23 protein-coding genes are annotated in these 23,413 nt (G+C 67.5%); 5 read left to right on the top strand and 18 right to left on the bottom strand.

Annotated features, from left to right (window positions below):
* Nucleotides 1–40: 40 nt before the first annotated feature.
* Genes ACZLHH_RS17205 through pdeM form a run of 4 tightly spaced genes read left to right on the top strand, consistent with a single transcriptional unit; the run spans nucleotide 41 to nucleotide 5,730 of the window.
* The gene (locus ACZLHH_RS17205; RefSeq protein WP_180844931.1) at nucleotides 41–1,039 is read left to right on the top strand and encodes a ligase-associated DNA damage response exonuclease; all 999 of its coding nucleotides are present in this window, start codon (nucleotides 41–43) and stop codon (nucleotides 1,037–1,039) included.
* A complete protein-coding gene (locus ACZLHH_RS17210; protein ID WP_032129348.1) occupies nucleotides 1,036–2,643 on the top strand; it encodes an ATP-dependent DNA ligase in 1,608 nt (535 codons plus the stop codon). The genes ACZLHH_RS17205 and ACZLHH_RS17210 overlap by 4 nt, the downstream gene beginning before the upstream one ends.
* Nucleotides 2,640–5,099: a ligase-associated DNA damage response DEXH box helicase gene (locus tag ACZLHH_RS17215; RefSeq protein ID WP_180844930.1), complete on the top strand. Its 2,460-nt coding sequence runs from the start codon at nucleotides 2,640–2,642 to the stop codon at nucleotides 5,097–5,099. Before ACZLHH_RS17210 ends, ACZLHH_RS17215 begins: the two co-directional genes overlap by 4 nt.
* Entirely contained in the window at nucleotides 5,089–5,730 is a 642-nt protein-coding gene (gene pdeM / locus ACZLHH_RS17220; RefSeq protein ID WP_032129346.1) for a ligase-associated DNA damage response endonuclease PdeM, read from the top strand. The genes ACZLHH_RS17215 and pdeM overlap by 11 nt, the downstream gene beginning before the upstream one ends.
* A 1-nt stretch (nucleotide 5,731) precedes the next feature.
* On the opposite strand, the gene ACZLHH_RS17225 is transcribed toward pdeM, so the two are convergent.
* The 9 genes from ACZLHH_RS17225 to rlmD form a co-directional block, all read right to left on the bottom strand.
* A complete protein-coding gene (locus tag ACZLHH_RS17225; protein ID WP_032129345.1) occupies nucleotides 5,732–6,001 on the bottom strand; it encodes a hypothetical protein in 270 nt (89 codons plus the stop codon).
* Nucleotides 6,002–6,180: 179 nt separating this feature from the next.
* The gene (locus ACZLHH_RS17230; protein WP_107431486.1) at nucleotides 6,181–7,449 is read right to left on the bottom strand and encodes an FAD-dependent oxidoreductase; all 1,269 of its coding nucleotides are present in this window, start codon (nucleotides 7,447–7,449) and stop codon (nucleotides 6,181–6,183) included.
* Nucleotides 7,450–7,551: 102 nt separating this feature from the next.
* A complete protein-coding gene (locus ACZLHH_RS17235) occupies nucleotides 7,552–7,758 on the bottom strand; it encodes a cold-shock protein (RefSeq protein ID WP_005410590.1) in 207 nt (68 codons plus the stop codon).
* An 88-nt stretch (nucleotides 7,759–7,846) separates the two neighbouring features.
* The gene (locus tag ACZLHH_RS17240; RefSeq protein WP_010482830.1) at nucleotides 7,847–8,593 is read right to left on the bottom strand and encodes an S-methyl-5'-thioinosine phosphorylase; all 747 of its coding nucleotides are present in this window, start codon (nucleotides 8,591–8,593) and stop codon (nucleotides 7,847–7,849) included.
* An 82-nt stretch (nucleotides 8,594–8,675) separates the two neighbouring features.
* Entirely contained in the window at nucleotides 8,676–9,230 is a 555-nt protein-coding gene (locus ACZLHH_RS17245; protein ID WP_005410592.1) for a hypoxanthine-guanine phosphoribosyltransferase, read from the bottom strand.
* Nucleotides 9,230–10,237, bottom strand: a complete 1,008-nt coding sequence (gene nagZ, locus ACZLHH_RS17250; RefSeq protein ID WP_032129343.1) for a beta-N-acetylhexosaminidase — start codon at nucleotides 10,235–10,237, stop codon at nucleotides 9,230–9,232. The genes ACZLHH_RS17245 and nagZ overlap by 1 nt, the downstream gene beginning before the upstream one ends.
* A gap of 163 nt (nucleotides 10,238–10,400) precedes the next feature.
* Entirely contained in the window at nucleotides 10,401–11,096 is a 696-nt protein-coding gene (locus ACZLHH_RS17255) for a DsbA family oxidoreductase (RefSeq protein WP_121504611.1), read from the bottom strand.
* 114 nt (nucleotides 11,097–11,210) lie between these two features.
* Complete coding sequence (locus ACZLHH_RS17260) at nucleotides 11,211–11,696, bottom strand: CYTH domain-containing protein (protein WP_071229427.1); 486 nt, start codon at nucleotides 11,694–11,696, stop codon at nucleotides 11,211–11,213.
* A 33-nt stretch (nucleotides 11,697–11,729) separates the two neighbouring features.
* Complete coding sequence (rlmD, locus tag ACZLHH_RS17265; protein WP_049421257.1) at nucleotides 11,730–13,064, bottom strand: 23S rRNA (uracil(1939)-C(5))-methyltransferase RlmD; 1,335 nt, start codon at nucleotides 13,062–13,064, stop codon at nucleotides 11,730–11,732.
* A gap of 127 nt (nucleotides 13,065–13,191) precedes the next feature.
* Here rlmD and ACZLHH_RS17270 point away from each other — a divergent pair, with 127 nt between their 5' ends.
* Complete coding sequence (locus ACZLHH_RS17270) at nucleotides 13,192–13,920, top strand: response regulator (protein WP_032129364.1); 729 nt, start codon at nucleotides 13,192–13,194, stop codon at nucleotides 13,918–13,920.
* Nucleotides 13,921–14,561: 641 nt separating this feature from the next.
* Here the strand turns inward: ACZLHH_RS17270 and recO are convergent.
* From recO to rpoE, 9 genes are all read right to left on the bottom strand, one after another.
* The gene (recO, locus tag ACZLHH_RS17275) at nucleotides 14,562–15,281 is read right to left on the bottom strand and encodes a DNA repair protein RecO (RefSeq protein ID WP_180844929.1); all 720 of its coding nucleotides are present in this window, start codon (nucleotides 15,279–15,281) and stop codon (nucleotides 14,562–14,564) included.
* 18 nt (nucleotides 15,282–15,299) lie between these two features.
* The gene (gene era, locus ACZLHH_RS17280; RefSeq protein ID WP_010482823.1) at nucleotides 15,300–16,196 is read right to left on the bottom strand and encodes a GTPase Era; all 897 of its coding nucleotides are present in this window, start codon (nucleotides 16,194–16,196) and stop codon (nucleotides 15,300–15,302) included.
* Nucleotides 16,193–16,873 carry a ribonuclease III gene (gene rnc / locus ACZLHH_RS17285; protein WP_032129847.1) on the bottom strand — a complete coding sequence of 227 codons (681 nt, stop codon included), beginning with the start codon at nucleotides 16,871–16,873 and terminating at the stop codon, nucleotides 16,193–16,195. Before rnc ends, era begins: the two co-directional genes overlap by 4 nt.
* A complete protein-coding gene (locus tag ACZLHH_RS17290) occupies nucleotides 16,863–17,246 on the bottom strand; it encodes a DUF4845 domain-containing protein (protein WP_010482821.1) in 384 nt (127 codons plus the stop codon). The genes rnc and ACZLHH_RS17290 overlap by 11 nt, the downstream gene beginning before the upstream one ends.
* Before the next feature lie 52 nt (nucleotides 17,247–17,298).
* Nucleotides 17,299–18,093 carry a signal peptidase I gene (gene lepB / locus ACZLHH_RS17295; protein WP_180844928.1) on the bottom strand — a complete coding sequence of 265 codons (795 nt, stop codon included), beginning with the start codon at nucleotides 18,091–18,093 and terminating at the stop codon, nucleotides 17,299–17,301.
* 54 nt (nucleotides 18,094–18,147) lie between these two features.
* Nucleotides 18,148–19,941 (bottom strand): translation elongation factor 4, encoded by a 1,794-nt coding sequence (lepA, locus tag ACZLHH_RS17300; RefSeq protein ID WP_032129849.1) that lies wholly within the window; start codon nucleotides 19,939–19,941, stop codon nucleotides 18,148–18,150.
* 179 nt (nucleotides 19,942–20,120) lie between these two features.
* A complete protein-coding gene (locus ACZLHH_RS17305; protein ID WP_032129850.1) occupies nucleotides 20,121–21,656 on the bottom strand; it encodes a DegQ family serine endoprotease in 1,536 nt (511 codons plus the stop codon).
* A gap of 74 nt (nucleotides 21,657–21,730) precedes the next feature.
* Entirely contained in the window at nucleotides 21,731–22,618 is an 888-nt protein-coding gene (locus ACZLHH_RS17310; RefSeq protein WP_049421254.1) for a sigma-E factor negative regulatory protein, read from the bottom strand.
* Nucleotides 22,615–23,235, bottom strand: a complete 621-nt coding sequence (gene rpoE / locus ACZLHH_RS17315) for an RNA polymerase sigma factor RpoE (RefSeq protein ID WP_010482816.1) — start codon at nucleotides 23,233–23,235, stop codon at nucleotides 22,615–22,617. The genes ACZLHH_RS17310 and rpoE overlap by 4 nt, the downstream gene beginning before the upstream one ends.
* Between the last annotated feature and the right edge of the window lie 178 nt (nucleotides 23,236–23,413).

Below are 23,413 nucleotides of genomic sequence, written 5' to 3' on the forward strand. Positions count from 1 at the left end.
GTTCTCACCCTCTGCACGAGACGCAGGCCACAGTGACCGCATGGCAGGCAACGACGATCTGGTGGTGCTGCGCCCGGAGGGGCTGTACTGCGCCGCCGGCGATTTCCATATCGACCCGTGGCGACCGGTAGCGCGCGCGGTCATCACCCATGGCCACGGCGACCATGCCCGCCCGGGCATGGGGGAGTACCACTGCAGCGAAGGCAGCCTGCCGATCCTGCGCTGGCGTCTGGGTGACGTGCCGGTGCAGGGGCATGCCGAGGGTGTGCCGTTCCGCCTCGGGCAGGTGCAGGTATCGCTGCATCCGGCCGGCCACGTGCTCGGTTCGTCACAGGTACGCATCGACGACGGGCAGCAGGTATGGGTAGCCTCCGGCGACTACAAGCGACAGCCTGATCCGACCTGCACACCGTTCGAAGTGGTGCCCTGCGATACCTTCATCACTGAAGCTACGTTCGCGCTGCCGATCTACCGCTGGCCGGACACGCCGGCGGTGGCTGCAGAGATCGTGGCGTGGCGCCGCGAATGCGAACAACGTGGCGAAGCCGCGATCGTGCTGTGCTACGCATTGGGCAAGGCACAGCGGGTGCTGGCCGAGCTGCTGCCGCTAGACGATCGACCAGCCTGGCTGCACGGCGCCATCGCCAATGGCGTGGCGGTGTACCGGCAGGCCGGGGTGCCGATGCTGGAGACGCTCACCGTGGCCGAGCAGGGCCGCCAGCCTGATGCCGCCGGCCAGCTGATCCTCGCGCCGCCGTCGGCTGCGGGTACGCCCTGGATGCGCCGCTTCGGCCGCCACCAGCTGGGCTTCGCATCCGGCTGGATGCAGCTGCGCGGCAATCGGCGGCGCCGCAATGTCGATCGCGGTTTCGTCATTTCCGATCACGCCGATTGGCCAGCACTGCTGCAGACCATCGAACAGACGGGCGCGCAGCGGGTGATCGCTACCCATGGCAATACCGATGCGTTGATTCCGTTCCTGCGCGAGCGCGGCGTGGCTGCCGAAGCCTTCCGCACCGATTTCGGGAGCGAGGAATGAAGGCCTTCGCTGCGCTCTACCAGCGCCTGGACCGCAGCACGGCTACGCTGGACAAGCGTGCAGCCCTGGTCGACTACTTCCGCCAGGCGCGCGCGCACGATGCGGCATGGGCGATGTACCTGCTCAGCGGTGGCAAGGTGGGCGGCGCACGCCGGAAGATCGCCGCCAGCGGCGAACTGCGCGGCTGGATTGCCGAAGAATCCGGCTTGCCCCCCTGGTTGGTGGAAGACAGCTATGCGCAGGTGGGTGACCTGGCCGAAACGCTGACCCTGCTGCTGGATGATCCATCGCAGCCAGCCGCCGACCGCCCGTTGGCTGATTGGATCGAACAGCATCTGCTGGCCGTGGCCAACCAACCCGAGGCAGTACGCCGCGCTGCGGTCGTCGCCGGGTGGCGGCAGCTGTGCAGCAGCGAACGCCTGGTGTTCAACAAGCTGCTGACCGGCGCCCTGCGCGTTGGCGTTTCGCAGCGACTGGTACAGCAGGCACTGGCGGAATGGTCCGGCCTGGACATCGCACGCATCGCCCAGCGCATGCTCGGCGAGTGGGTCCCCTCGCCCGGGCTGCTGGCTCAACTGCTGTCACCGGACGAGCTGCCGTCCGACCGCCAGCAGCCCTACCCCTTCTTCCTCGCCTCCCCTCTGGAAGGCGATCCTGCCGAACGCCTCGGCGCGATCGACGACTGGCTGCTGGAATGGAAATGGGATGGCATACGCCTGCAGCTGCTGCGCCGGCGTGGCGAAGTCGCGCTGTGGTCCCGTGGCGAGGAACGACTGGATGGCCGCTTCCCCGAGATCGAGCACGCCGCGATGGCGTTGCCGGAGGGCTGCGTGCTGGACGGAGAGCTGCTGGCCTGGGACGAGACCGCCAACCTGCCGCGCGCATTCACCGCCCTGCAGACCCGCATCCAGCGCCGCAAGCCAGGAGCAGCGACTCTGCGCAACACGCCGGTACGCGTGCTCGCCTATGACCTGCTGGAGCACGATGGCGCGGATCTGCGTGAGCTGCCGTTGCAGGAACGGCGTACGCGGCTTGCCGCGGTCATCGGTGCACTGGACGATGTGCGGATCCAGCTGTCGCCCGACGTTGCCGCCGTCGACTGGGCGCAGGCGGCGGCGATGCGCGATGTGGCACGCGAACGTGGCGTGGAAGGGCTGATGCTGAAACGACGCGGCTCGCCCTACCTGGCTGGGCGACGCCGCGGTGACTGGTGGAAATGGAAGGTCGATCCGCTCACCATCGATGCGGTGCTCCTGTACGCACAGGCGGGCCATGGGCGGCGCAGCACGCTGTACACCGACTACACCTTCGGCGTCTGGGACGGCGACACGCTGGTGCCGGTGGCCAAGGCGTATTCGGGCTTGGACGACAAAGAGATCCTCGCGCTTGACCGCTGGATCCGCGCCAACACCCGCGAGCGTTTCGGGCCGGTGCGCAGCGTACGCGCCGAACAGGTGTTCGAGCTGGGTTTCGAAGCGGTCAACCGCAGCAGCCGGCACAAGTCGGGGATCGCCGTGCGCTTTCCGCGCATCCTGCGCTGGCGCCACGACAAGCCTGCCAGCGAGGCCGATCAGCTGGCCAGCCTGCAGGCGCTGGCGCGATGACCCGCAGCCAGGCACTGCGCCGGCTGGAAGACTGGTTCGCGGCACGCGGCTGGCGCTCACTGCCCTTCCAGCGCGCGATGTGGCGCCACTACCTGGCCGGCGAATCCGGGTTGCTGCATACGCCCACGGGCAGCGGCAAGACGCTGGCGATGTTCGGCGGGCCGTTGCTGCAGGCGCTGATCGATCCACCGCCCTCGCCCCGCCGCGCCAGTGCGGTGCGCCCATTGCAGGTGCTGTGGGTAACGCCCTTGCGCGCGTTGGCCAGTGATACCGCACGCGCGCTCCAGGCCGTCGTCGACGGCTTGGGACTGGGATGGCGTGTCGGCCTGCGCAGCGGTGACGCCAGCAACCGCGAGCGGCGCCAGGCCCGCGAAGGCCGCATCGACGTACTGGTCACCACGCCCGAATCACTGGCGCTGCTGCTGAGCTATCCGGATACGTTGCCGCGCATGCGCCAGCTGCGCTGCGTGGTGGTGGACGAATGGCATGAGCTGCTGGGCAACAAGCGCGGTGTGCTGCTGCAGTTGAACCTGGCGGTGTTGCGCGAAGCTGCGCCTGCAGTGCAGCTGTGGGGGCTTTCGGCCACGCTGGGCAACCTGGATGAGGCGCGCGACGTGCTGCTGCCCGGACAGCCCGACGCGCCGATCGTGCAGGGCGTGCGCCCGCGCGCGATCAGCGTGCGCAGCCTGCTGCCGGAACCCGGCGAACGTTTTCCGTGGGCCGGGCATCTGGGCCTGGCGCAGCTGCCGCGGGTGCTGGACGCGTTGATGCGGGCACGCAGTAGCCTGTTGTTCACCAACACCCGTGCGCAGGCAGAACTGTGGCATCAGGCGCTGGCCGCGGTCTGGCCGGAAGCCCCGGACACGCTTGCGCTGCACCACGGCTCGCTGGATCCAGCGCTGCGCCAGCAGGTCGAGGATGGCCTGCGCGCGGGCGCGCTGCGCTGCGTGGTTGCCACCTCCAGCCTCGACCTCGGCGTGGACTTCCCCGAGGTTGAGCAGGTACTGCAGCTGGGCAGCCCGAAGGGCGTGGCCCGCCTGCGCCAACGCGCGGGACGTGCGCGTCACCGCCCGGGCGCCAGCGGTTCCATCCTGTGCGTGCCCAGCCATGCACTGGAGCTGGCCGAATACGCCGCGGTGCGCCGTGCATTGGCCCAAGGCGTGGTCGAAGCGCGCAGGCCGCCGACGCTGTCGCTGGATGTGCTGGCCCAGCATGCGGTCAGCCGCGCCCTGGCCGGTGGCTTCGACAGCGATGCGCTGCTGGCGCAGGTACGGCGTACCCATGCCTTTGCGTCGCTCGGCGAAGACCAGTGGCAGGCCGTGCTGACGTTCATCGTGCAGGGTGGCCAGGCCCTGGCCCAGTACCCCGATTTCCACAAGGTCGTGCGTGATGCCGACGGCCACTACCGCATGCACGATCGCCGTCAGGTACTGCGCCATCGGCTGTCGATCGGCACCATCAGCAGCGATGGCAGCGTGCGCGTGCAGTTCCTGCGCGGTGGTGGCCTGGGTGCCGTGGAGGAACAGTTCGCCAGCCGCCTGCGTCGCGGCGACCGTTTCCAGTTCGCCGGGCGCCTGCTGGAACTGGTGCAGCTGCGCGACATGACCGCCTTCGTGCGGCTGGCACGAGGGCGCGGTGATGGTGTGGTGCCGCGCTGGCAGGGAGGCCAGTTGCCACTGTCGATGCCGCTCGGCCGCGAGCTGGAGTGGGTACTGTCCGGCGCCGACGACAGTGCCGAATCACGCTGGTTGTCCTCCTTGCTGGCACTGCAGCGGCAGTTGTCGGCGCTTCCCGGTCCAGAGCATCTGCTGGTGGAAGAGGTGCGGCGCCGCGACGGCCAGTTCCTGTTCGTCTACCCTTTTACCGGCCGTCACGTGCACGAGGCGCTGGCCGCCTTGCTGGCACTGCGCTGTACCCGCCGGCAGCGCAACAGCATCGGCTACGCGGTTAACGATCATGGCCTGGTTCTGGCACCGGCGCAGGCGATCGAACTGGATGCGGCGCAATGGCGAGCATTGTTCACCCCCGATCAGCTGCTGGACGATCTGCGTGCCGCGGTGAACCTGGGCGAGCTGGCGCGCCGCCAGTTCCGTGGCATCGCACGCGTAGCGGGCCTGCTGGTCCCCAGCCTGCCCGGCGGTATGCCGCGATCGCTGCGCCAGCTGCAGGCCTCGGCAGGCCTGCTCTACGACGTACTGCGCGAGCATGACCCCGGCCACCTGCTATTGGCATTGGCCGAACGCGAAGTGCTGCATGACAGCCTGGACCTGCCGGGACTACAGCAGGTCCTGGCAAGGATCGGCATGCAGGCCCTCTCCGTGCAGCACCCGACATCACTCACGCCACTGGGCTTCCCGTTATGGGCCGAACGCCTGCGCGGGCAGTTCAGCAACGAGGACTGGCGCACCCGCGTGCAACGCGCGGCCCAGCAGCTGGAGCGCCGCCATGGCCGATGAACTGCCGCTGCTGCGCGCCGGCGAATCGCTGATTCTGCTTGGCGCGCGTGCGCTGTACTGGCCCGCGCGGCAGGCGCTGTTGATCGCCGACCTGCACCTGGGCAAGGCCGATGTATTCCGCCGCGCCGGCATCGCATTGCCCAGCGGCGGCACCGGCGAAGACCTGCAACGCCTGCAGGGGCTGCTGGACAGGCATGCCTGTCGCGAGCTGTGGATCCTGGGTGACATCCTGCATGGACCGGCGCATCGCGCTGCGTGGTACCAGCAATGGCTGGCATGGCGCGAACGCAATGCTTCGCTGGACGTGCATGTCCTGCGTGGCAATCACGACCGCCAGCTGCCGCATGCTCAGTTGCAGGTACAGATCCACGATGAAGTACGGCTGCAGCCGTTCCTGCTTCGCCATGAGCCGATGCCCGATGCAGAGCTGCATGTGATCGCCGGGCATCTGCATCCGCAGGTCGCCTTGCCGCCATTGCGACGGCGCTTCCCCGCGTTCTGGCTGCGTGAGCGGATGACGGTGCTGCCGGCCTTCTCCGCGTTCACTGCCGGCATCGTGCCCGTGCCCGCCCGCGGCGAGCAAAGGGTCGCCTGCGTGGAAAACGGCCTGGTGCAACTGCCGGTGGCTTGAATCAGGCCGGACGAATGCCCAGCTGCGGCATCAACTGGAAATCAGGCGTGTCGCCCTCACGTCGTCGCGGCAACGCCTGGATCGCCGCCAGCATTTCCTGCGCGCAGGTGCGGATGCGCGCGTGATGCTCCGCTGATGCATGACTGATCAGGCTGCCGACATGGAACTCGAACACGTCCTCCAGTACGTCGGGCTGGTCCTCGTGCAGCATCTGCAGCAATCCGCGCAGCTTGCAGATTTCCGATTCCAGCTCCTCGACCGCGAACAACATGGCGTCCTCCTCTTCAACATCAGCGGCACATCCGGGCCGCAACAGGCCGCAACGGCAGCGCCGCCCGGGCCACGCGCGATGTTGATCACGGAAAGGAAAACGGGCGACGCGCATTCGCGTGCAACCTACTTCTCGCATATCGGCGGTGAGGCAACCGTTAATTCAGGTGACGACGCGCTTCACGCATTGGCCGAAATCGCGTTGATACGAGGCATTTCCGCTGCAGTGGCCAGTGCGTCGACGAACGCCGGATCCAGTGCAAGTGCACCGAACCAGCCGTGCTGGGTGCCACTGAGCACGCGCAGCATGTGGCCACGGCCACTGGGCAGGCGCCCCATCGGGCCCAGCAGCACGTCACGCGCCTTCGCCCAGGCGTCGCGGTCGGACTGGAACAGCGGCGTCAGCCAACGACTCCAGCGCTGGTACACCGCAACGTGTGCCCTGCGTTGCGCCTGGTAGGCCTGCAGCGCGACCGTGCTGCCGCCGTAGGTGCGCACCGCATCGCGCAGCGCCAGCGCATCGAGCAGCGCCATGTTCACGCCCTGCCCCAGCTGCGGGCTCATCGCATGCGCGGCATCACCGGCCAGCACCATGCGGCCGTGGTACCAGCGCGTCATCACCGCATCACGGTAGACCGCGCGCGCCAACTGGCCGGCATCACGCAGATGGGCGAAGCGCGCACTGGCCTGCGGCCACAGTGCATGCAGTTCATCCAGCCAGGGCGTCATGCCATCGGCCTGCCAGCGTTCGAAGTCGGCGCGTGGCAGGCTCCAGAAGAAACTCAGGCGCGGCGTGTCATCACCGGGGCGCGTGCCGACCGGCAGCAGTCCGATCATCTTGCGCGCGGCCACGTAACGCTGCCGCAACTCCTGCACGTGCGGCCAGTCCTCGGCCGGCAGCAGGCACCACAGCGCCCCCCACGGATACACGCGGTCCAGCCCGGCACCGCCGGCGATCGTGCCGCGCAGCGTCGACGCGGCGCCATCGGCGACCACTACCAGGTCGAACGGGCCATGCGTGCGCCCGTCGCTGTCGCGCAGACGGCCGTGTTCGGCATCCACCTCGGTAATGGTGGTACCGGCATGCAGCTGGCCCTCGCCTGCGCGCGCCTCGTCCAACAGCGAGAACAAGGCCCCGCGCTGCATGCCCAGGCCGTGCAGGCGCGCATCCAGTCCCTCGTAGCGCATGTCCATCACCGCGCGCTCGCACGGCGTGTCGCCATACAGGCGGTGCACCGGCGCGGCATGTGCGCGCACGGAATCAAGCAGGCCCATCTGCCACAGTACCTGCAGGCCGCTGGGCTGCAGCAGGAAACCGGCACCCACCGGCCCCGGCGTGGGCACGCGTTCGAAGATCTCCACCTCGTGGCCGTCACGGGTGAGCAGGATGGACACTGCCTGTCCAGCGGTGCCGTAGCCGATCACGGCGATGCGCAGTCGTTCCGTCATGGCCGCATTGTGCCCGAGGCGGGTGGATCGCGAGCGGGTCGCGGGCAATCCGCGCAAAAAAAACCCCGCCGAAGCGGGGTTTTCAACGCACTGTCGAGTGGATCACTCGGCCGGCGTGATGTTCGAAGCCTGGGCACCCTTCGGGCCCTGGGTCACGTCATAGGTGACACGCTGGCCTTCCTGCAGGCTGCGGAAGCCCTTGGAGTTGATGGCGGAGAAGTGCGCGAACACGTCGGCGCTGCCATCCTCCGGCGAGATGAAGCCAAATCCCTTGGCGTCGTTGAACCACTTGACGGTACCGTTCGGCATGGTGATGCGAGACCTTATGCAATGAATGGGTGGTGTACGCTGAACCCGCGCACAAGCTGAGTATGCAAAGCTTGCTCGGGGAAGACAATCACCCCCGTGCCAATTCGCCCACCAGTTCCGGAAGTCCGTTGCCGGCCGCCTGCACGTTGGCCAGCACTTCGGCCATCGTGATCTCCTCGCCATCACCACAGCCGGCGGCCCAGTTGGCGATGATCGCCAGGCAGGCGTAATCCAGCCCCAGCTCCCGCGCCAGCGCGGCTTCCGGCATGCCGGTCATGCCCACCAGATCGCAACCGTCGCGGCGCATGCGGGCGATTTCGGCGATGGTTTCCAGGCGCGGCCCCTGCGTTGCGCCATAGCAGCCACCGTCATGGACCGTGACACCGGTCACTTTGGCCGCAGCCAGGATCTTGCTGCGCAGCATTGGTGTGTACGGGTGGCCGAAATCAACGTGGACCACGTCGGTGCCTTCTTCCTCACAGATCGTGCTGATGCGGCCCCAGGTGTAGTCGATGATCTGGTCCGGGCAGGCCAGCACGCGCGGACCAAAGTGTTCGGTGATGCCCCCCACCGTGTTCAACGCCAGCACGCGCTGCGCGCCCAGCTGCTGCAGCGCGGCCAGGTTGGCGCGGTAGTTGATCTTGTGCGGCGGCAGCGAATGGCCTTCGCCATGCCGCGCCAGGAACGCCACGCGATGGCCGAGCAGCGTACCAACGCGCACCGGGCCCGACGGACGGCCGAAGCGGGTGTCGACCTCGTGGGTCTGCACGTCGTCAAGCTTGGCCAGGTTATAGACACCGGTACCGCCGATCACGGCCAGGGCGATCTGTTGCATTCGAAGCACTCCATGAAAAGACGAACGCCGGCACCCGAGGATGCCGGCGGCAGAAGAAGACGCGCCGCGGGCGGCTGCGCCGTTATTCCTTCATCGCGTAGATGGCCGGCACGCAGCGCAGGGTTTCGTTGACGTCCATGCCGAAGCCGAACACGTAACGGTCCGGCAGTTCGATGCCGGCGTAGTCGGCAGTCACGTCCGGCAGCGCGCGGTCGTGCTTCTTCACCGTCATCGCGGCGATGCGCACGTCGGTCGCGCCTTGTTCCAGGCACCAGGTGCGCACGCCCTGCAGGGTGTAGCCCTCGTCGAGGATATCGTCGACCAGCAGCACGCGGCGGCCGAACAGCGAGGTGGCCGGCTTGTGCTTCCAGACCAGGTCGCCGCCGGTGGTTTCACCGCGGTAACGGGTGGCGTGCAGGTAATCGAACTGCACGTCCTGGCCGCGCGCGCCCAGTTCCAGCGCCAGCTGGCCGGCGAACGGCAGCGCACCGTGCATGATGGACAGGAACAGCGGCACCTCGCCCTTGTAATCGCGCGCGATGGCGTCGGCGATACCAGCGATGGCCTTGTCGATGGTGGGGCGGTCGACCAGCAGGTCAGCCTGGGCCAGGGCCTGGGAAATGGTGAGGTTGGGCATCAGACGGTTCTTCCAAGGGTTTCAAGCAGACGGGATTGGGTGTCGCCATGGCGGGCATCGGCCAGCAGGCCGTCCCAGCCGAGCGCGCCGCGGCCCAGCAGGCCCAGCAGCGCAGCAGTATTGAGGGAGCGTCCCTGCACCGCGTGCAGGGCTTCATCGACCAGTTCCGGGTGGCAGACCAGCACCACGTCGCAGCCGGCATCCAGATGCGCGTGCACGCGCGCCGGCACGCCGCCGGCACTGTGCGAGGCGGCCATGCCGATGTCATCGGAGAACACCACGCCGCGGAACCCGAGCTCGCCGCGCAGGATGTCCTGGATCCAGCGCGGCGAATAGCCGGCCGGTTCCGGTGCCACCTGCGGGTAGATCACGTGCGCCATCATCACCGCGTCGGCACCGGCGGCGATGCCGGCCTGGAACGGGACCAGGTCTTGGGCGCGCAGCTCGTCCAGCGCGCGCGGGTCGATCGCGGTATCCACGTGTGTATCTTCCAGCACGGTGCCGTGGCCGGGGAAATGCTTGAGCGTGGCGGCCATGCCGACCGCATGCATGCCGCGCACGTAGGCGGCGGTGAACGCGGCCACCACCTGCGGGTCTTCACTGAAGGCGCGGTTGCCGATGGCGCGGTTGCCACGGCCCAGATCGACCACCGGCGCGAAGCTCAGGTCCAGGCCGCTGGCGCGCACTTCGCTGGCCATCAGCCAGGCGTGCTGCTCGGCCAGGGCCAGCGCCTGCTGCGGGTCGGTGGCGTACATCGCCCCGATGTCCTGCAGCGGCGGCAACTCGCTGTAGCCCTCACGGAAACGCTGCACGCGGCCGCCTTCCTGGTCCACGCAGATCAGCTGCGGGCGTGGCGCGGCAGCGCGGATCGCCGCGCTCAGATCGGTCACCTGCTGGCGCGAGGCGAAGTTGCGCTTGAACAGCACCACCCCGGCCACGGCATCGTGCTGCAGCCAGTCGCGTTCCTGGGCGGTCAGTTCGGTGCCGGCAACGCCGATCAGCAGCATGGTCGATCTCCACAACGCGCGCCCGCATGGCGCAGTGCCGCATTGTCGCAGAACCGGCCGACAGGCGCAGTGGTCAGAAAAAGGGGACGGAGGGGATTAAGCCGCAATCGGCCCCTACGGGCTGGATACGTCTTAATTCCCTCCGTCCCCTTCTCGGATCCGGTCAGACCTTGCAGCCGTCCGGACCGCAGGCCTCGTCGCCGTCAGCCGGGGCCGCAGGCGCGCCCTGCTCGGCGGCGATCTGGCGCAGGGCGTTGGCGAAGGCCTCGGGGGGCTGCGCCCCGGAAATGGCCCACTTCCCATCGATGACGAAGGTCGGCACCGAAGAAACGCCCAATGCATGAGCCTGCGCCAGCTTGGCTTCGACCTCGGCCAGGCCGCGGTCGGAGGCCAGCATCTGCGCGATTTCACCCGCGTCGAGGCCGCCTGCCGCGCCCGCCTTGATCAGCACCGAGGGGTCCGCCAGGTTCTGGCCGTGCTCGAAGTGGGCGCGGAACAGTGCTTCGCCGACCGCGTCCTGCACGCCGTGCTCGCCCGCCAGCCACAACACCCGGTGCGCCGGCAGCGTGGTCACCCGCACCTGGCCCTGGCTGAAGTCCATCGGCAGGCCCTCGGCCCGCGCGGTGGTCTGGGTCTGACCGAGGATCTGTTCGGTACGCTCGACGCCGCCGAACTTGCGCACATAAGCCTCGCGCAGCGGCACCGGGGTTGCGTCAGCATCCGGGTCGAGCTGGAACGGCTGCCAGTGGATATCGAGTTCAGGCGCGTTGGCGCCCAGCAACTGCACGCCCTGCTGGAAACGATGCTTGCCAATCCAGCACCAGGGGCAGACCACGTCGGAGTAGATGTCGATTCTCATCCTTTCCACATGGGGGCCGACACCCTCGATAAAAGGGGACGGAGGGGATTAAGTCGTTTCCCGCACAGATGGGGTAAAGACGACTTAATCCCCTCCGTCCCCTTTTTGGCGGCTTCACCACTCTGAATACGGGTGGCTGGCCAGGGCGACGTTGTAGTAGCGGGCATCATCGGTGACTTCGGCACCCACCCAGTCCGGCAGGTCGATGGTCTGGTCAGCGCTGTCCAGCTCAACCTCAGCCACTACCAGGCCGGCGTTGTCGCCGAGGAACTCGTCCACCTCCCAGGTCAGGCCGGCGTGTTCGACCAGATGGCGGCGCTTGTCGATCAGGCCGCCCACGCACAGCGCCAGTAGTGCGCGCGCATCGTCCACCGGAATCGGGTAGTCGAACTCCTGGCGGGTGTGGCCTATGGTGCGCGACTTCAGGTTCAGCGCGGCGTGGTCGCCTTCGATGCGCACGCGCACCGAAGCGTTCTGGGTGCCGCGATCGAGCGCGCCCATGTCGTTGATGTAGCCCTGCGCCATCGGGATCACCCGGTGCGCGGCGGTGCGCCAGCCATCACTGCTGACGAGGAATTTGCGTTCGATTTCGATGCCCATCGCGCCATTATGCGCGATGGGCATGACAGCCGATCAGCGCTTCTCGAATACCGCGATGCTTTCCACGTGTGCGGTGTGCGGGAACATGTCCATGGCACCGGCGCTGACCAGGGTGAAGCCCTGTTCGTTGACCAGATAGCCGGCATCGCGTGCCAGCGAACCCGGGTGGCAGCTGACGTAGACGATGCGCTTGAACTGCTTCAGCGGCAGCTGCTGCAGCACTTCGATCGCGCCCGAGCGCGGCGGATCCAAGAGCAGCTTGTCGAAGCCCTGGCGCATCCACGGCGTGCTGCGCTGGTCCTGGGTGAGGTCGGCGCTGAAGAACTGGGCGTTGGTCAGGCCGTTGCGCTCGGCATTCTCACGGGCCCGCGCGACGAGGCCAGCATCACCTTCCACACCGACCACTTCGCGCACGCGGCGCGCCAGCGGCAGGGTGAAGTTGCCCAGGCCGCAGAACAGGTCCAGCACACGCTCGTCCTCACCCGGCTCCAGCAGGTCCAGGGCGTGGGCGATCATCTTCTCATTGAGCTTGGCGTTGACCTGGATGAAGTCCAACGGACGGAACGCCAGCTCCACGTCCCACGGCGCCAGCCGGAACGACAGCGGCACGCCCTGCCCGTCCAGCGGCTGCACGGTATCCACGCCACCGGACTGCAGGTAGATCACGAAGCCATGCTGCTGGCCGAAGGCGGCCCAGGCCACGCGGTCGGCATCGCTGAGCGGCTGCAGGTGGCGCACGGTCAGGACCACGGCCTGGTCGCCAGCGATGAATTCGATCTGCGGGATGTCACGCTTGCCATCGAGCGATTCGATGAAGCTGGACAGCGCCTCGACCTTGGTGCCGATTTCCGGGATCACGGTCAGGCACTGGCTGAGGTCGGCGACGAATCGCGGATCCTGTTCACGGAAGCCGACCAGGGTCTTGTCCTTCTTTTCGACCCGGCGCACCGAGAAGCGACCCTTGCGCCGGTAGCCCCAGCTCTCACCGACCAGCGGCGCCAGCACGGTGCCCGGCTTCACGTGGCCGATGCGCTCCAGGTTGTCCATCAGCACGCGCTGCTTGGCGACAATCTGCTGGTCTTCGTCCAGGTGCTGCAGCACGCAGCCGGCGCAGGTGCCGAAGTGCGGGCACTTCGGGGTGACGCGCTGCGGCGAGGCCTGCAGCACTTCCACCGTACGCGCTTCGTCGAAATGGCGGCTGCGGGCGGTCTGTTCGGCCATGACCACCTCACCCGGCAGGGCGCCGCTGACGAAGGTGACCTTGCCGCCCTCGCCTTCACGGCGGGCGACACCGCGACCATCATGGCTGAGGTCGAGGATCTCGGTCTGGAACGGGGTACGGTCGATGCGGGAGCGGGATCGGGCCACGTGGCAACAGGCTGCGGGCAAAAATGGGGGCGTATTGTCGCAGATCCTGACCGGCAGGGTCCGGACCCGCTTGCGCCCGCCGCCGCTGTGCTTGATGATTGCAACAGCTGACATGGAGGCAGCCCTGATGCAGATGACCCCGCGGGCCAGCCGGCCCCGCTTCCTGCTTGTCGAGGACGACATCATCAGCCGCGGTTTTTTCAAGGCGGCGTTGGAAACGTTACCGGCGGACGTGGACACCGCAGACTCATTGGCCAGTGCCCTGGCCAGCGCCGAGCCCGGCGCGCATGACCTGTGGCTGATCGACGTCAACCTGCCTGACGGCAACGGCGCGCAGCTGCTGCGCGAACTGCGACGTTCACATCCCGACACCCCGGCGTTGGCGCATACCGCCGACGGTGATACCTCGATCCATGCGCGCCTGCGCGAGGCCGGTTTCAGCGACACGCTGGTCAAGCCGCTGGGCCGCGACCAGCTGCTGAAGGCGGTGCGCCGCGCCCTGGTCAACAGTCCGGCCGGGATCGTCATGGCCCAGGCGCCGGCCGCGGTCGAGCTGCAGGTACAGGACTGGGACGAGACTGCGGCACTGGCCGCGCTCAATGGCCAGCGCAACCACCTGATCGCGCTGCGCGAGCTGTTCCTGGCCGAGCTGCCGGGCGTACGCGATGCGGTCGAGCAGGCGGTGGACCAGCATGACGAGCGCCAGCTGCGCAGCCAGTTGCATCGGCTGCAGGCGAGCTGTGGCTTCGTGGGCGCGGCGCGGTTGGGCCGGGCGGTGCGCCAGTTGCATCATGCGCCGGAGTCCGGGCAGGCCCAGGCGGGGTTCCGCGACGCGGTGGCTGCCCTGCTGCATTGAGGGTTGTTCGGCAGGGCTGCGCCCTGCACCTGCCGAAGCCTTCAAGCCAGGGCAACGTCAAACGTCAAAGGCCAGAGCAGCATTCCGTGGGATGGCGGGGCACTGTGGGTTTGCGGGGACGGCGCAAGTACGTCCATGTAGCCTTGGTCGCCGCTTGCTCGTGTGCGCTGTCCTGCGCACACGGCAAGACCGGGGTTGGGCGTCCTGCCCAACCCGCCCGAGGCATGCCTCGGGCCCATGCGGCTCACACCCCGCAAACCCACAGTGCCCCGCCTTCGACAGTTGGCCGGTGGCCAGTAGATCCACGCCATGCGTGGATGAATCTCAATCGGAATCAAATATTTCGAATTGAAATCGAAACGCATCCACGCATGGCGTGGCTCTACTGTGTCGACCAAGGTCGACACCCACCAGAGCAGAGTGCCATTCCGACAGCTCGCGAGAAACTGTCCAAGGCGGGGTGGGTCCGGTTGCGGGAGTGTCCGCGGCATGGATGCCGCGGCCAAGCCCCCATGGACGGGTTTACGGCGTCTCCCGCAACCGGACCCACCCTGCCATCCCACGGAATGCACGCTGTTGCTGTTGCTGTTGCTCGTGCCTTCCTCGGCAGGTGCAGGGCTGCAAGCCCTGCCGAACACCCCTCAACGCCTGGGTGCAAGCTCCTCGAGCATTTCCCAGGACTTCAGGCCGCGCGGCCCCAGGTGATGGGCCAGCACCCGCCGCATCGGCAGGCGCAGGCTGGCCAGGTCGGCGGCATCGGGCTCTTCATCGGCGGCCAGCGCCAGCAGCGCAGAACCCGTCGCGGCCGCCCGGCGTTCCCCACCGCGCTCGCTGAGCAGGCGCTGCGCGCCTTCCTGTGGGTCCAGTTCGTAGCGCGCGGCCGGGTCGATCGGCTGGCCGTCGCTGGCGCTGTCCAGATCGAAACCCAGGCCCAGCGCAGACAGCAGCTCGCGCTCAAACCGGCGCAGGGTCCAGGCCAGGCCGGCGCCCACGGCCAGCCGCGCGCGTGCCTCGCCGTAGGCCAGGTACAACTCCGGCAGCGGGTCCTGGCGCGGGGCCAAGCGCAGGGTCAATTCACTCAGATAGAAGCCGGCCAGCATCGCCTGGCCGACCAGGCGCGGGGCAGCATCCAGTGCCTCGGCACCCCGCAGCTGGGCCAATTCGCCCCGCTGCTGGGCACTGAAGCGGATCCACTGCAGCGGCTGCAGGGCCGCGCGCAGCACCTGTCCCTTGGCGGTGGATACGCCACGCGCGAGCAGGCCGATCCGGCCATGCTGCGCGCTCAGCACTTCGACCAGCAGGCTGGTCTCGCGATAGGCCCGTGCATGCAGCACGAAGCCGGTGTCGTCCTCGATCATCATCGAAGCGACTGCAACGGCTTACTCGTAACCGAAGGCCTTCAGTGCGGCCTCGTCGTCGGACCAGCCTTCACGCACGCGCACCCAGGTCTCCAGGAACACCTTGGCGCCGAACAGGCGCTCCATCTGCAGGCGGGACTTGGCCCCGATCTCCTTCAGGCGGGTACCCCCCTTGCCGATCACGATCGCCTTCTGGCCCTCGCGCTCGACCCAGATCACCGCGCCGATGCGCAGCAGGTTGCCATCTTCGGTGAAGCGCTCGATTTCCACGGTGGTGGCATACGGCAGCTCTTCGCCGAGCTGGCGCATCAGCTGTTCACGCACCAGTTCGCCGGCCAGGAAGCGCTGGCTGCGGTCGGTGATCTCGTCTTCGCCGAACATCGGCGGCGCTTCCGGCAGCAGCGCCAGTACGTCGCGTACCAGTGCTTCCAGGCCGTTGCGCTTCTGCGCCGAGATCGGATGCACCGACGAGAAATCGCGGCCGGCCGTGACTTCCTGCAGGAACGGCAGCAGCGCGCCCTTGTCCTTCAGCCGGTCGATCTTGTTGACCACCAGCACCACCGGGATACCGGCGTCGCGCAGAACATTGAAGGCCAGGCTGTCTTCCTCGTCCCAGCGACCGGCTTCGATCACCAGCAGGCCGGCATCGACGCCTTCCAGCGAGCCACGCGCGGCGCGGTTCATCACCCGGTTCATCGCCCGCTTCTGCACCTTGTGCAGGCCGGGGGTGTCGACCAGCACCAGCTGGCCTTCCGGATAGGTGGCGATGCCCAGCAGGCGATGGCGCGTGGTCTGCGGGCGGTTGGAAACGATGCTGACCTTGGCGCCGACCAGGGCATTGGTCAGGGTCGATTTGCCCACGTTCGGGCGGCCGATGACGGCCACGCTGCCGCAATGATGGGAAGTTTGTTCGCTCACTTGGAATCCAGTTGTTCTAGGACGGCCGCAGCCGCCTGTTGTTCGGCAAGCCGCCGCGAGGCGCCTTCGCCCTCGGTGCTGGCGGCCGGGTCGGCTACGTTGCAGCGTACCCGGAAGTGCTTGGCGTGGTCGTCACCGGATTCTGACACCAGTTCATACTGCGGCAACGCCTTCTGTCGGGCCTGCAGCCATTCCTGCAGGCGGGTCTTGGGGTCCTTCTCGGGCCGACCGGAAGCCGGCAGTGCCTCGATCGAAGCGCTGAACCAGGGCAGTACCACCGCCCGGCAGGCCTCGAAGCCGGCATCCAGGTAGATCGCGGCCACCACGGCTTCCACCGCGTCGGCCAGGATCGAGTCGCGGCGATGACCACCGGACTTCATTTCGCCGGGGCCCAGGGTCAGCCGCTCGCCCAGTTCCAGGGTGCGCCCGATCACCGCCAGCGCGCCTTCACGCACCAGCTCGGCACGGGCACGGGTCATCGCGCCTTCGTCAGCCTTGGGCCAGCGTCGGTACAACGCCTCGGCCGCCATCATGTTGACGATGCTGTCGCCGAGGAACTCCAGGCGCTCGTTGTGCGGCGCACCGGCACTGCGATGCGTCAACGCCTGCTTGAGCAGGGCCGGGTCACTGAAGGCATGACCGATCAGGTCGCCACGTTGGATGAATTTACTGGGCACCGCTTCGTGTCAGGTCCTGGGAAGAATCGAATTTACCAACCACATCGAGGTTGCCGATCAGCTGACGGCGCACTTCGTAGTTGACCTTGAGGGTCCAGCCATTGTCGCGACGGTCGAACTTCACGTTGGCCGGCTTCACGTTGTCCGAATAGTTGATGTACAGGCGCTTGAAGAACAGGTCCTGGATGCGCGCCGGCTCCATGCTGCCCACGCCCGGCTCGTTGGCCAGGCTCTTCATCGCCGAGCGCACCGCGTAGTACTCCTGGTACATCGGGAACAGCTTCATGCCGATGTAGAGGAAGAAGCCAACCACGATCAGGACCGTCAGGAACGAGGTCAGGGTCATGCCACGCTGCGTGTTCATCGTCTTCATTGCGTTCTCCCCAGATACGCGTTGGATGTGAAAATACTCAGTTGGTGCCCGCTCAGTTGATGCTCGAGCCGATCCGCGACGGCTCGAAGCCATCCTTGCAGAACCAGCCCTGGCAGTTCAGCCAGATCAGGAACGCCTTGCCACGCAGGTTCTCTTCCGGCAGCAGGCCCCAGAAACGGCCATCGTCGCTGTTGTCGCGGTTGTCGCCCATCACCAGGTACTTGCCGGCCGGCACGGTCCACTGGCCCTGGCCACGCGGATAGTCGGTCTCCAGCACCGTGTGGGTGCGGCCCGGCAGGTGCTCGACCAGCAGGTTGGCGCCCTCGCCCTGGCCCTTGTGGCCGGCGTAGATGCCCTTGTTGTCGTACTTCAGCGGCTCGCCGTTGAGGATCACGCCATCGCCTTCGAAGACCACGGTGTCACCCGGCACGCCGATCACGCGCTTGATGAAGTTCTCGCCCTTGGCCGGATCGTTCTCGCCATGGCCGGGGAAGTGGAACACCACCACGTCACCACGCGAGGGCTCACCCACCGGCACGAACTTGGTGTTGCTGATCGGCAGGCGCAGGCCGTAGGAGAACTTGTTGACCAGGATGAAATCGCCGATCAGCAGGTTCGGCATCATCGAGCTGGACGGGATCTTGTACGGCTCGGCAATGAAGCTGCGCACGATCAGCACGACCGCCAGCACCGGGAAGAACGCACGCGAGTAGTCCACCAGCACCGGCTCGGAATCGAGCAGGCCCGCGCGCTGGGCGCGACGCTTGGCGAGGTACAGCTTGTCCGCGAGCAGGATCAGGCCCGAGGCCAGGGTCAGCACGACCAGGAGGATCTCAAACAGTTTCATTCAGGGTCCTTTGCAACGTCACCAGACGACCGGCCCCGCAGGGCCGGTGCGGGCTTACTTGTTGTCCATCTGCAGCACGGCCAGGAACGCTTCCTGCGGGATCTCCACGCGGCCGACCTGCTTCATGCGCTTCTTGCCTTCCTTCTGCTTTTCCAGAAGCTTCTTCTTGCGCGAAACGTCGCCACCATAGCACTTGGCCAGCACGTTCTTGCGCATGGCCTTGACCGTGGTACGGGCGATGATCTGCGAGCCGACGGCGGCCTGGATGGCCACGTCGAACATCTGGCGCGGGATCAGGTCCTTCATCTTTTCGCACAGCTCGCGGCCGCGACGGTCGGCATGGCTGCGGTGCACGATCAGCGACAGTGCATCGACCTTGTCACCGTTGATCAGTACGTCCACGCGCACGAACGGGCCTGCGTCGAAGCGCACGAAGTGGTAGTCCAGCGAGGCATAGCCCCGGCTGACCGACTTCAGCTTGTCGAAGAAGTCCAGCACCACCTCGGCCATCGGCAGCTCGTAGCTGATCTGCACCTGGCTGCCCAGGTAGTTGATGCCGATCTGGCTGCCGCGCTTCTCTTCGCACAGCTTGATGATGTTGCCGATGTACTCCTCGGGGGTGAGCACGTTGGCACGGATGATCGGCTCGCGGATCTCCTCGACCTGGTTCACCGGCGGCAGCTTGGCCGGGTTGTCCATGTTGATGATCGAGCCATCGGTCTTCAGGACTTCATACACCACCGTCGGCGCGGTGCTGATCAGGTCCAGGTTGTATTCGCGCTCCAGGCGCTCCTGCACGATTTCCATGTGCAGCATGCCGAGGAAGCCGCAGCGGAAGCCGAAGCCCATCGCCTCGGAGCTTTCCGGCTCGAAACGCAGCGCGGCATCGTTCAGGCGCAGCTTGTCCAGCGCTTCGCGCAGGTCCGGGTAGTCCTCGGCATCGACCGGGAACAGGCCGGCGAACACGCGCGGCTGCATTTCCTGGAAGCCCGGCAGCGGCTTCGGTGCCGGGTCGCCGGCCAGGGTCAGGGTGTCGCCAACCGGCGCACCGTGCACGTCCTTGATGCTGGCGGTGACCCAACCCACTTCACCTGCACGCAGCGCCGGCAGCACCTTGCGCTTCGGGGTGAACACGCCGACGTTGTCGACCTGGTGGTTGCGGCCGGTGGACATCACCTGCAGCTTGTCACCTGCCTTGATCTCGCCCTGCATCACGCGCACCAGCGAGACCACACCCAGGTAGTTGTCGAACCAGGAGTCGATGATCAGCGCCTGCAGCTTGTCGGTGTCGCGCGGCTTCGGCGGCGGGATGCGATGCACGATCGCTTCCAGCACGTCCTGCACGTTCAGGCCGGTCTTGGCACTGACCGGCACGGCGTCGGAGGCGTCGATGCCGATCACGGCCTCGATCTCGGCCTTGGCACGCTCGATGTCGGCGGTGGGCAGGTCGATCTTGTTGATCACCGGCACCACTTCCAGGCCCTGCTCCACGGCGGTGTAGCAGTTGGCCACCGACTGCGCTTCCACGCCCTGGGCCGCATCGACCACCAGCAGCGCGCCTTCGCAGGCGGCCAGCGAGCGGCTGACTTCATAGGAGAAGTCGACGTGGCCGGGGGTGTCGATGAAGTTCAGATGGTAGGTCTGCCCGTCCTTGGCCAGGTACGGCAGCGACACCGACTGCGCCTTGATCGTGATGCCACGCTCGCGCTCGATCGGGTTGGAGTCGAGCACCTGCGCTTCCATCTCGCGGGCCTGCAGGCCACCACAGAGCTGGATGATGCGGTCGGCCAGCGTGGACTTGCCGTGGTCGACATGGGCGATGATGGAGAAGTTGCGGATGTTCCGCATCGAATCAGAAGACATAGGTGGCGGCGGCGCGCGGCGTCGTCAGGGTAACGGTCGATTATCGCATGCCCGGCGCCCGCCCGCGAAAACGGCCTCATCGGACCGGGACCGGAATGGCCGAAGCCCCGCCAGGGCGGGGCTTCGGGGAAAAGCAGGGGCCGCCGAAGCGGCCCCGGCAGGCCTTACTGGCCAGCCTTGACCGCGACGAACGCGCTGTTGCCGCTGCCGGTGCGCACCAGCAGCATCACCACGTCGCCCTTCTTGTAGCTGGAAAGCGCACGGTTCAGCGCGTCCACGCTGCCGACCTGGGTGCTGGCCACCTGCAGGATCACCATGCCCGGAGACAGGCCCGCATCACGCGCGCCCTGGCCCTTGACCCCGGTGATGCGCACGCCTTCGCCCGATTCCAGGCCCAGCTGCTTGCGCTGCGGTGCGGTCAGGTCACTGACGTCCAACCCCAGCAGGGCATTGGCGCCGGCCTGCGGAGCCGCATCGCTGTCGCCGGTGGCCGGGCCACGCGAACCGGCCTGCCCGTCTTCGGTCAGTGCGGTCAGGGTGGCGCTGAGGTCGCGCGGCTTGCCATCACGGATCACGCCCAGGGTGACCCGGCTGCCCGGTGCCATCGCGCCGATCAGCGGCGGCAGGTCGGACCAGCTGTTGACCGGCGCGCCGTTCACCGAACGGATCACATCGCCGATCTTCACCCCGGCCCGGGCTGCAGCCGAGTCCGGTACGATCTGGTTGACCAGGGCGCCGCGGCTGTCCGGCAGGCCCATCGCCTGCGCCTTCAGCCCGTCGATTTCCTGCACCACCGCGCCGAGCTGGCCACGGGTGACCTTGCCGGTCTTCTTGATCTGCTCGACCGCGCTCATCGCCAGGTCGATGGGGATCGCGAAGCTGATGCCCATGTAGCCGCCCGAGGCGGAGAAGATCTGCGAGTTGATGCCGACCACTTCGCCACGGGTGTTCAGCAGCGGGCCACCGGAGTTGCCCTGGTTGATCGCCACGTCGGTCTGGATGAAGGGCACGTAGCGCTGGTCCGGGCCACCTGTGCTGCGGCCGAGGGCGCTGACCACGCCGGCAGTGACCGAGTGGTCGAGGCCGAACGGCGAACCGATCGCGACCACCCACTGACCCGGCTTGAGGGAGTTGGAGTCGCCAACGCGCACGGTCGGCAGGTTCTTGCCGTCGATTTTCAGCAGTGCCACGTCGTACTGCTGGTCGCTGCCCACCACTTTCGCGGTGAACTCACGGCGGTCACCCAGCTTGACCTTCACCTCGCTGGCATCGGCCACCACGTGGTAGTTGGTCAGCACATAGCCATCGGGCGAGATGATGAAGCCCGAGCCCATGCCGCGGCCCTTGATACTGGGGCCACCGTCCGGACCGCCCGGGCCCTGCCCCGGCATCGGGAAATCCGGGCCGAAGAAGCGGCGGAAGAACTCCGGCATGTCATCGTCGCCCCCCATCGGGCCCCGCGAGGCCTGGCGGTTGTTGCGGACGATGGTGGTGTCGACGTTGACCACGCCAGGCCCGACCTGTTCGACCAGATTGGTGAAGTCAGGCAGGCCCGTGACCAGCGGCTGGGCCGGGGCCCGCGGCGCGGCGGCCGGCGCGGCTTGGGTCTGGGCGGCCGGAGCCGGGGCCTGCGCGCAGGCCACCAACGGCAGGGTCAGGGCCAGCAGGCCCATGGCCTGCGTGCGGAGTCGGGGAGTCATCGGACGGCAACCTCCGGATCGGATGGAAAGAGGAATACGGGCCCCGCCGACGGCGGGGCGTGAAAGCGCCCGGCTCAGTCGCGCGGGCGCGGCGGCACCGGCAGGTCGTCCTGCAGGCGCGGCTCGAACGGGTAGAACGCGGCGCCCCCGGCGTGGGCCGGGAAGCTCGCATTGAGCGCGCCACCGGCAGCGGGCGCCAGGCTGGAGCGCGGCCACGGTCGCGCCTGCAGGCCACCAACCTCACCGAACGGCATGTTGCGGCTGGCATTGGCCGGCACGGTCGGGGTCAGCGGCGCCTGTGCGGCGGCCACAGCGCGTTGCGGCATGTCCTCGCGCTGGGCGGCACGCGCGGCCTGCTGGCTGCGGGTAGCGCTGGCGCGACGGGTGTCCTGGCGTCGGCTGGCTGCGGCCATGGCCACTGCCGGTACACCGGCCACGGCCATTGCGGCGGTATCCACCGAGGCTTCGGTTACCGGAGCCGGCGTCGTCGGCGCCGGTGCGGGCGCAAGTTCGGCCTGGCTGGCGATCACCTGCGGTGCCAGCGGCTCGCCCGGGGTGGCCTCTTTCAGCTTCTCGCCGCCCATGAACAGCGCCACCGCCGCCACCGAGGCGGCCAGTGCGGCGCCACCGCCCCAGGCCCGCCAACCGCTGCGGCGCACCTCGCGGCGCGGCTCCGCCTGCGGCGCCGGTTCGGCAGCGATGGCGGCGGCCACGGCCGCGCTGAAGCCGGCCGGCGCCAGCGCCGAGGCCTGCCCGCGCATCACGTCACCCAGCAGCTGCCAGCGTTCCTGGCAGCCGGCCAGCTCGGGGTCGTGCTCCATCCGGCGCAGCAGGAAGCGCGCTTCGTCGGCGCCCAGCTCGCCATCGACCAGGGCCGACAGCTGTTCGCGATGGCGCTGGTCCAGGCGCTGCCCGGCGGGCGATTGGTGGTTCTGCGATTCGTTGAACGGATTACTGGTCATACGCGGCTCTTCTCACGGGTGGCGCTGCCGATGTCCAACAGCGGCCGGAGTTCGGTGTCGATCGCCTCGCGCGCCCGGAAGATCCGTGAACGCACGGTGCCGATCGGGCACCCCATTTTCTGCGCGATATCTTCGTAACTCAGGCCTTCCACCTCGCGCAGGGTGATCGCCAACCGGAGTTCTTCCGGCAGCGCATTGACGGCCTTCATCACCGTCTGTTCCAGTTCCTGGCGCATCAACTCGCGTTCGGGCGTATCGGTGTCGCGCAGGCGCGTCCCGCTGTCGAACTGTTCGGCGTCACCGATGTCGATGTCATCGGTCGGCGGCCGTCGATTGTGTGAAGCCAGGTAGTTTTTGGCGGTATTCACGGCGATTCGATGCAACCAGGTTGAGAACTGGGCGTCGCCACGGAAACTCCCGATCGCGCGGTACGCGCGGATGAAAGTGTCCTGGGCGACGTCCTGACATTCGCTCCAGTCGGCGATGTAGCGACCGACCAGGGCCACCACGCGATGCTGGTACTTGCGCACCAGGACATCGAACGCGGCGCTCTCGCCGTGCTGCACGCGCCGGACCAGTTCCAGATCCAGCTCCTGAGGTGTATCAACATCGGCCATGAGGGGCCGCACTCCTGTCAGCCCAACCGACGTCGGGCAATGAGACTGCCAATCCCGGGAAAAGTTCAGTCGCCGATCACCTGGCGCCGCACCAGCTTTTAACCACCGTTCCGTTAGCGTCCCGGTCCACGGCCATGGATCCGGGGTCGCCACTCCCCTGCTATTGGGATTTGACGCG

The sequence above is a fragment of the Stenotrophomonas sp. 28608_Sma genome, from assembly GCF_056486185.1.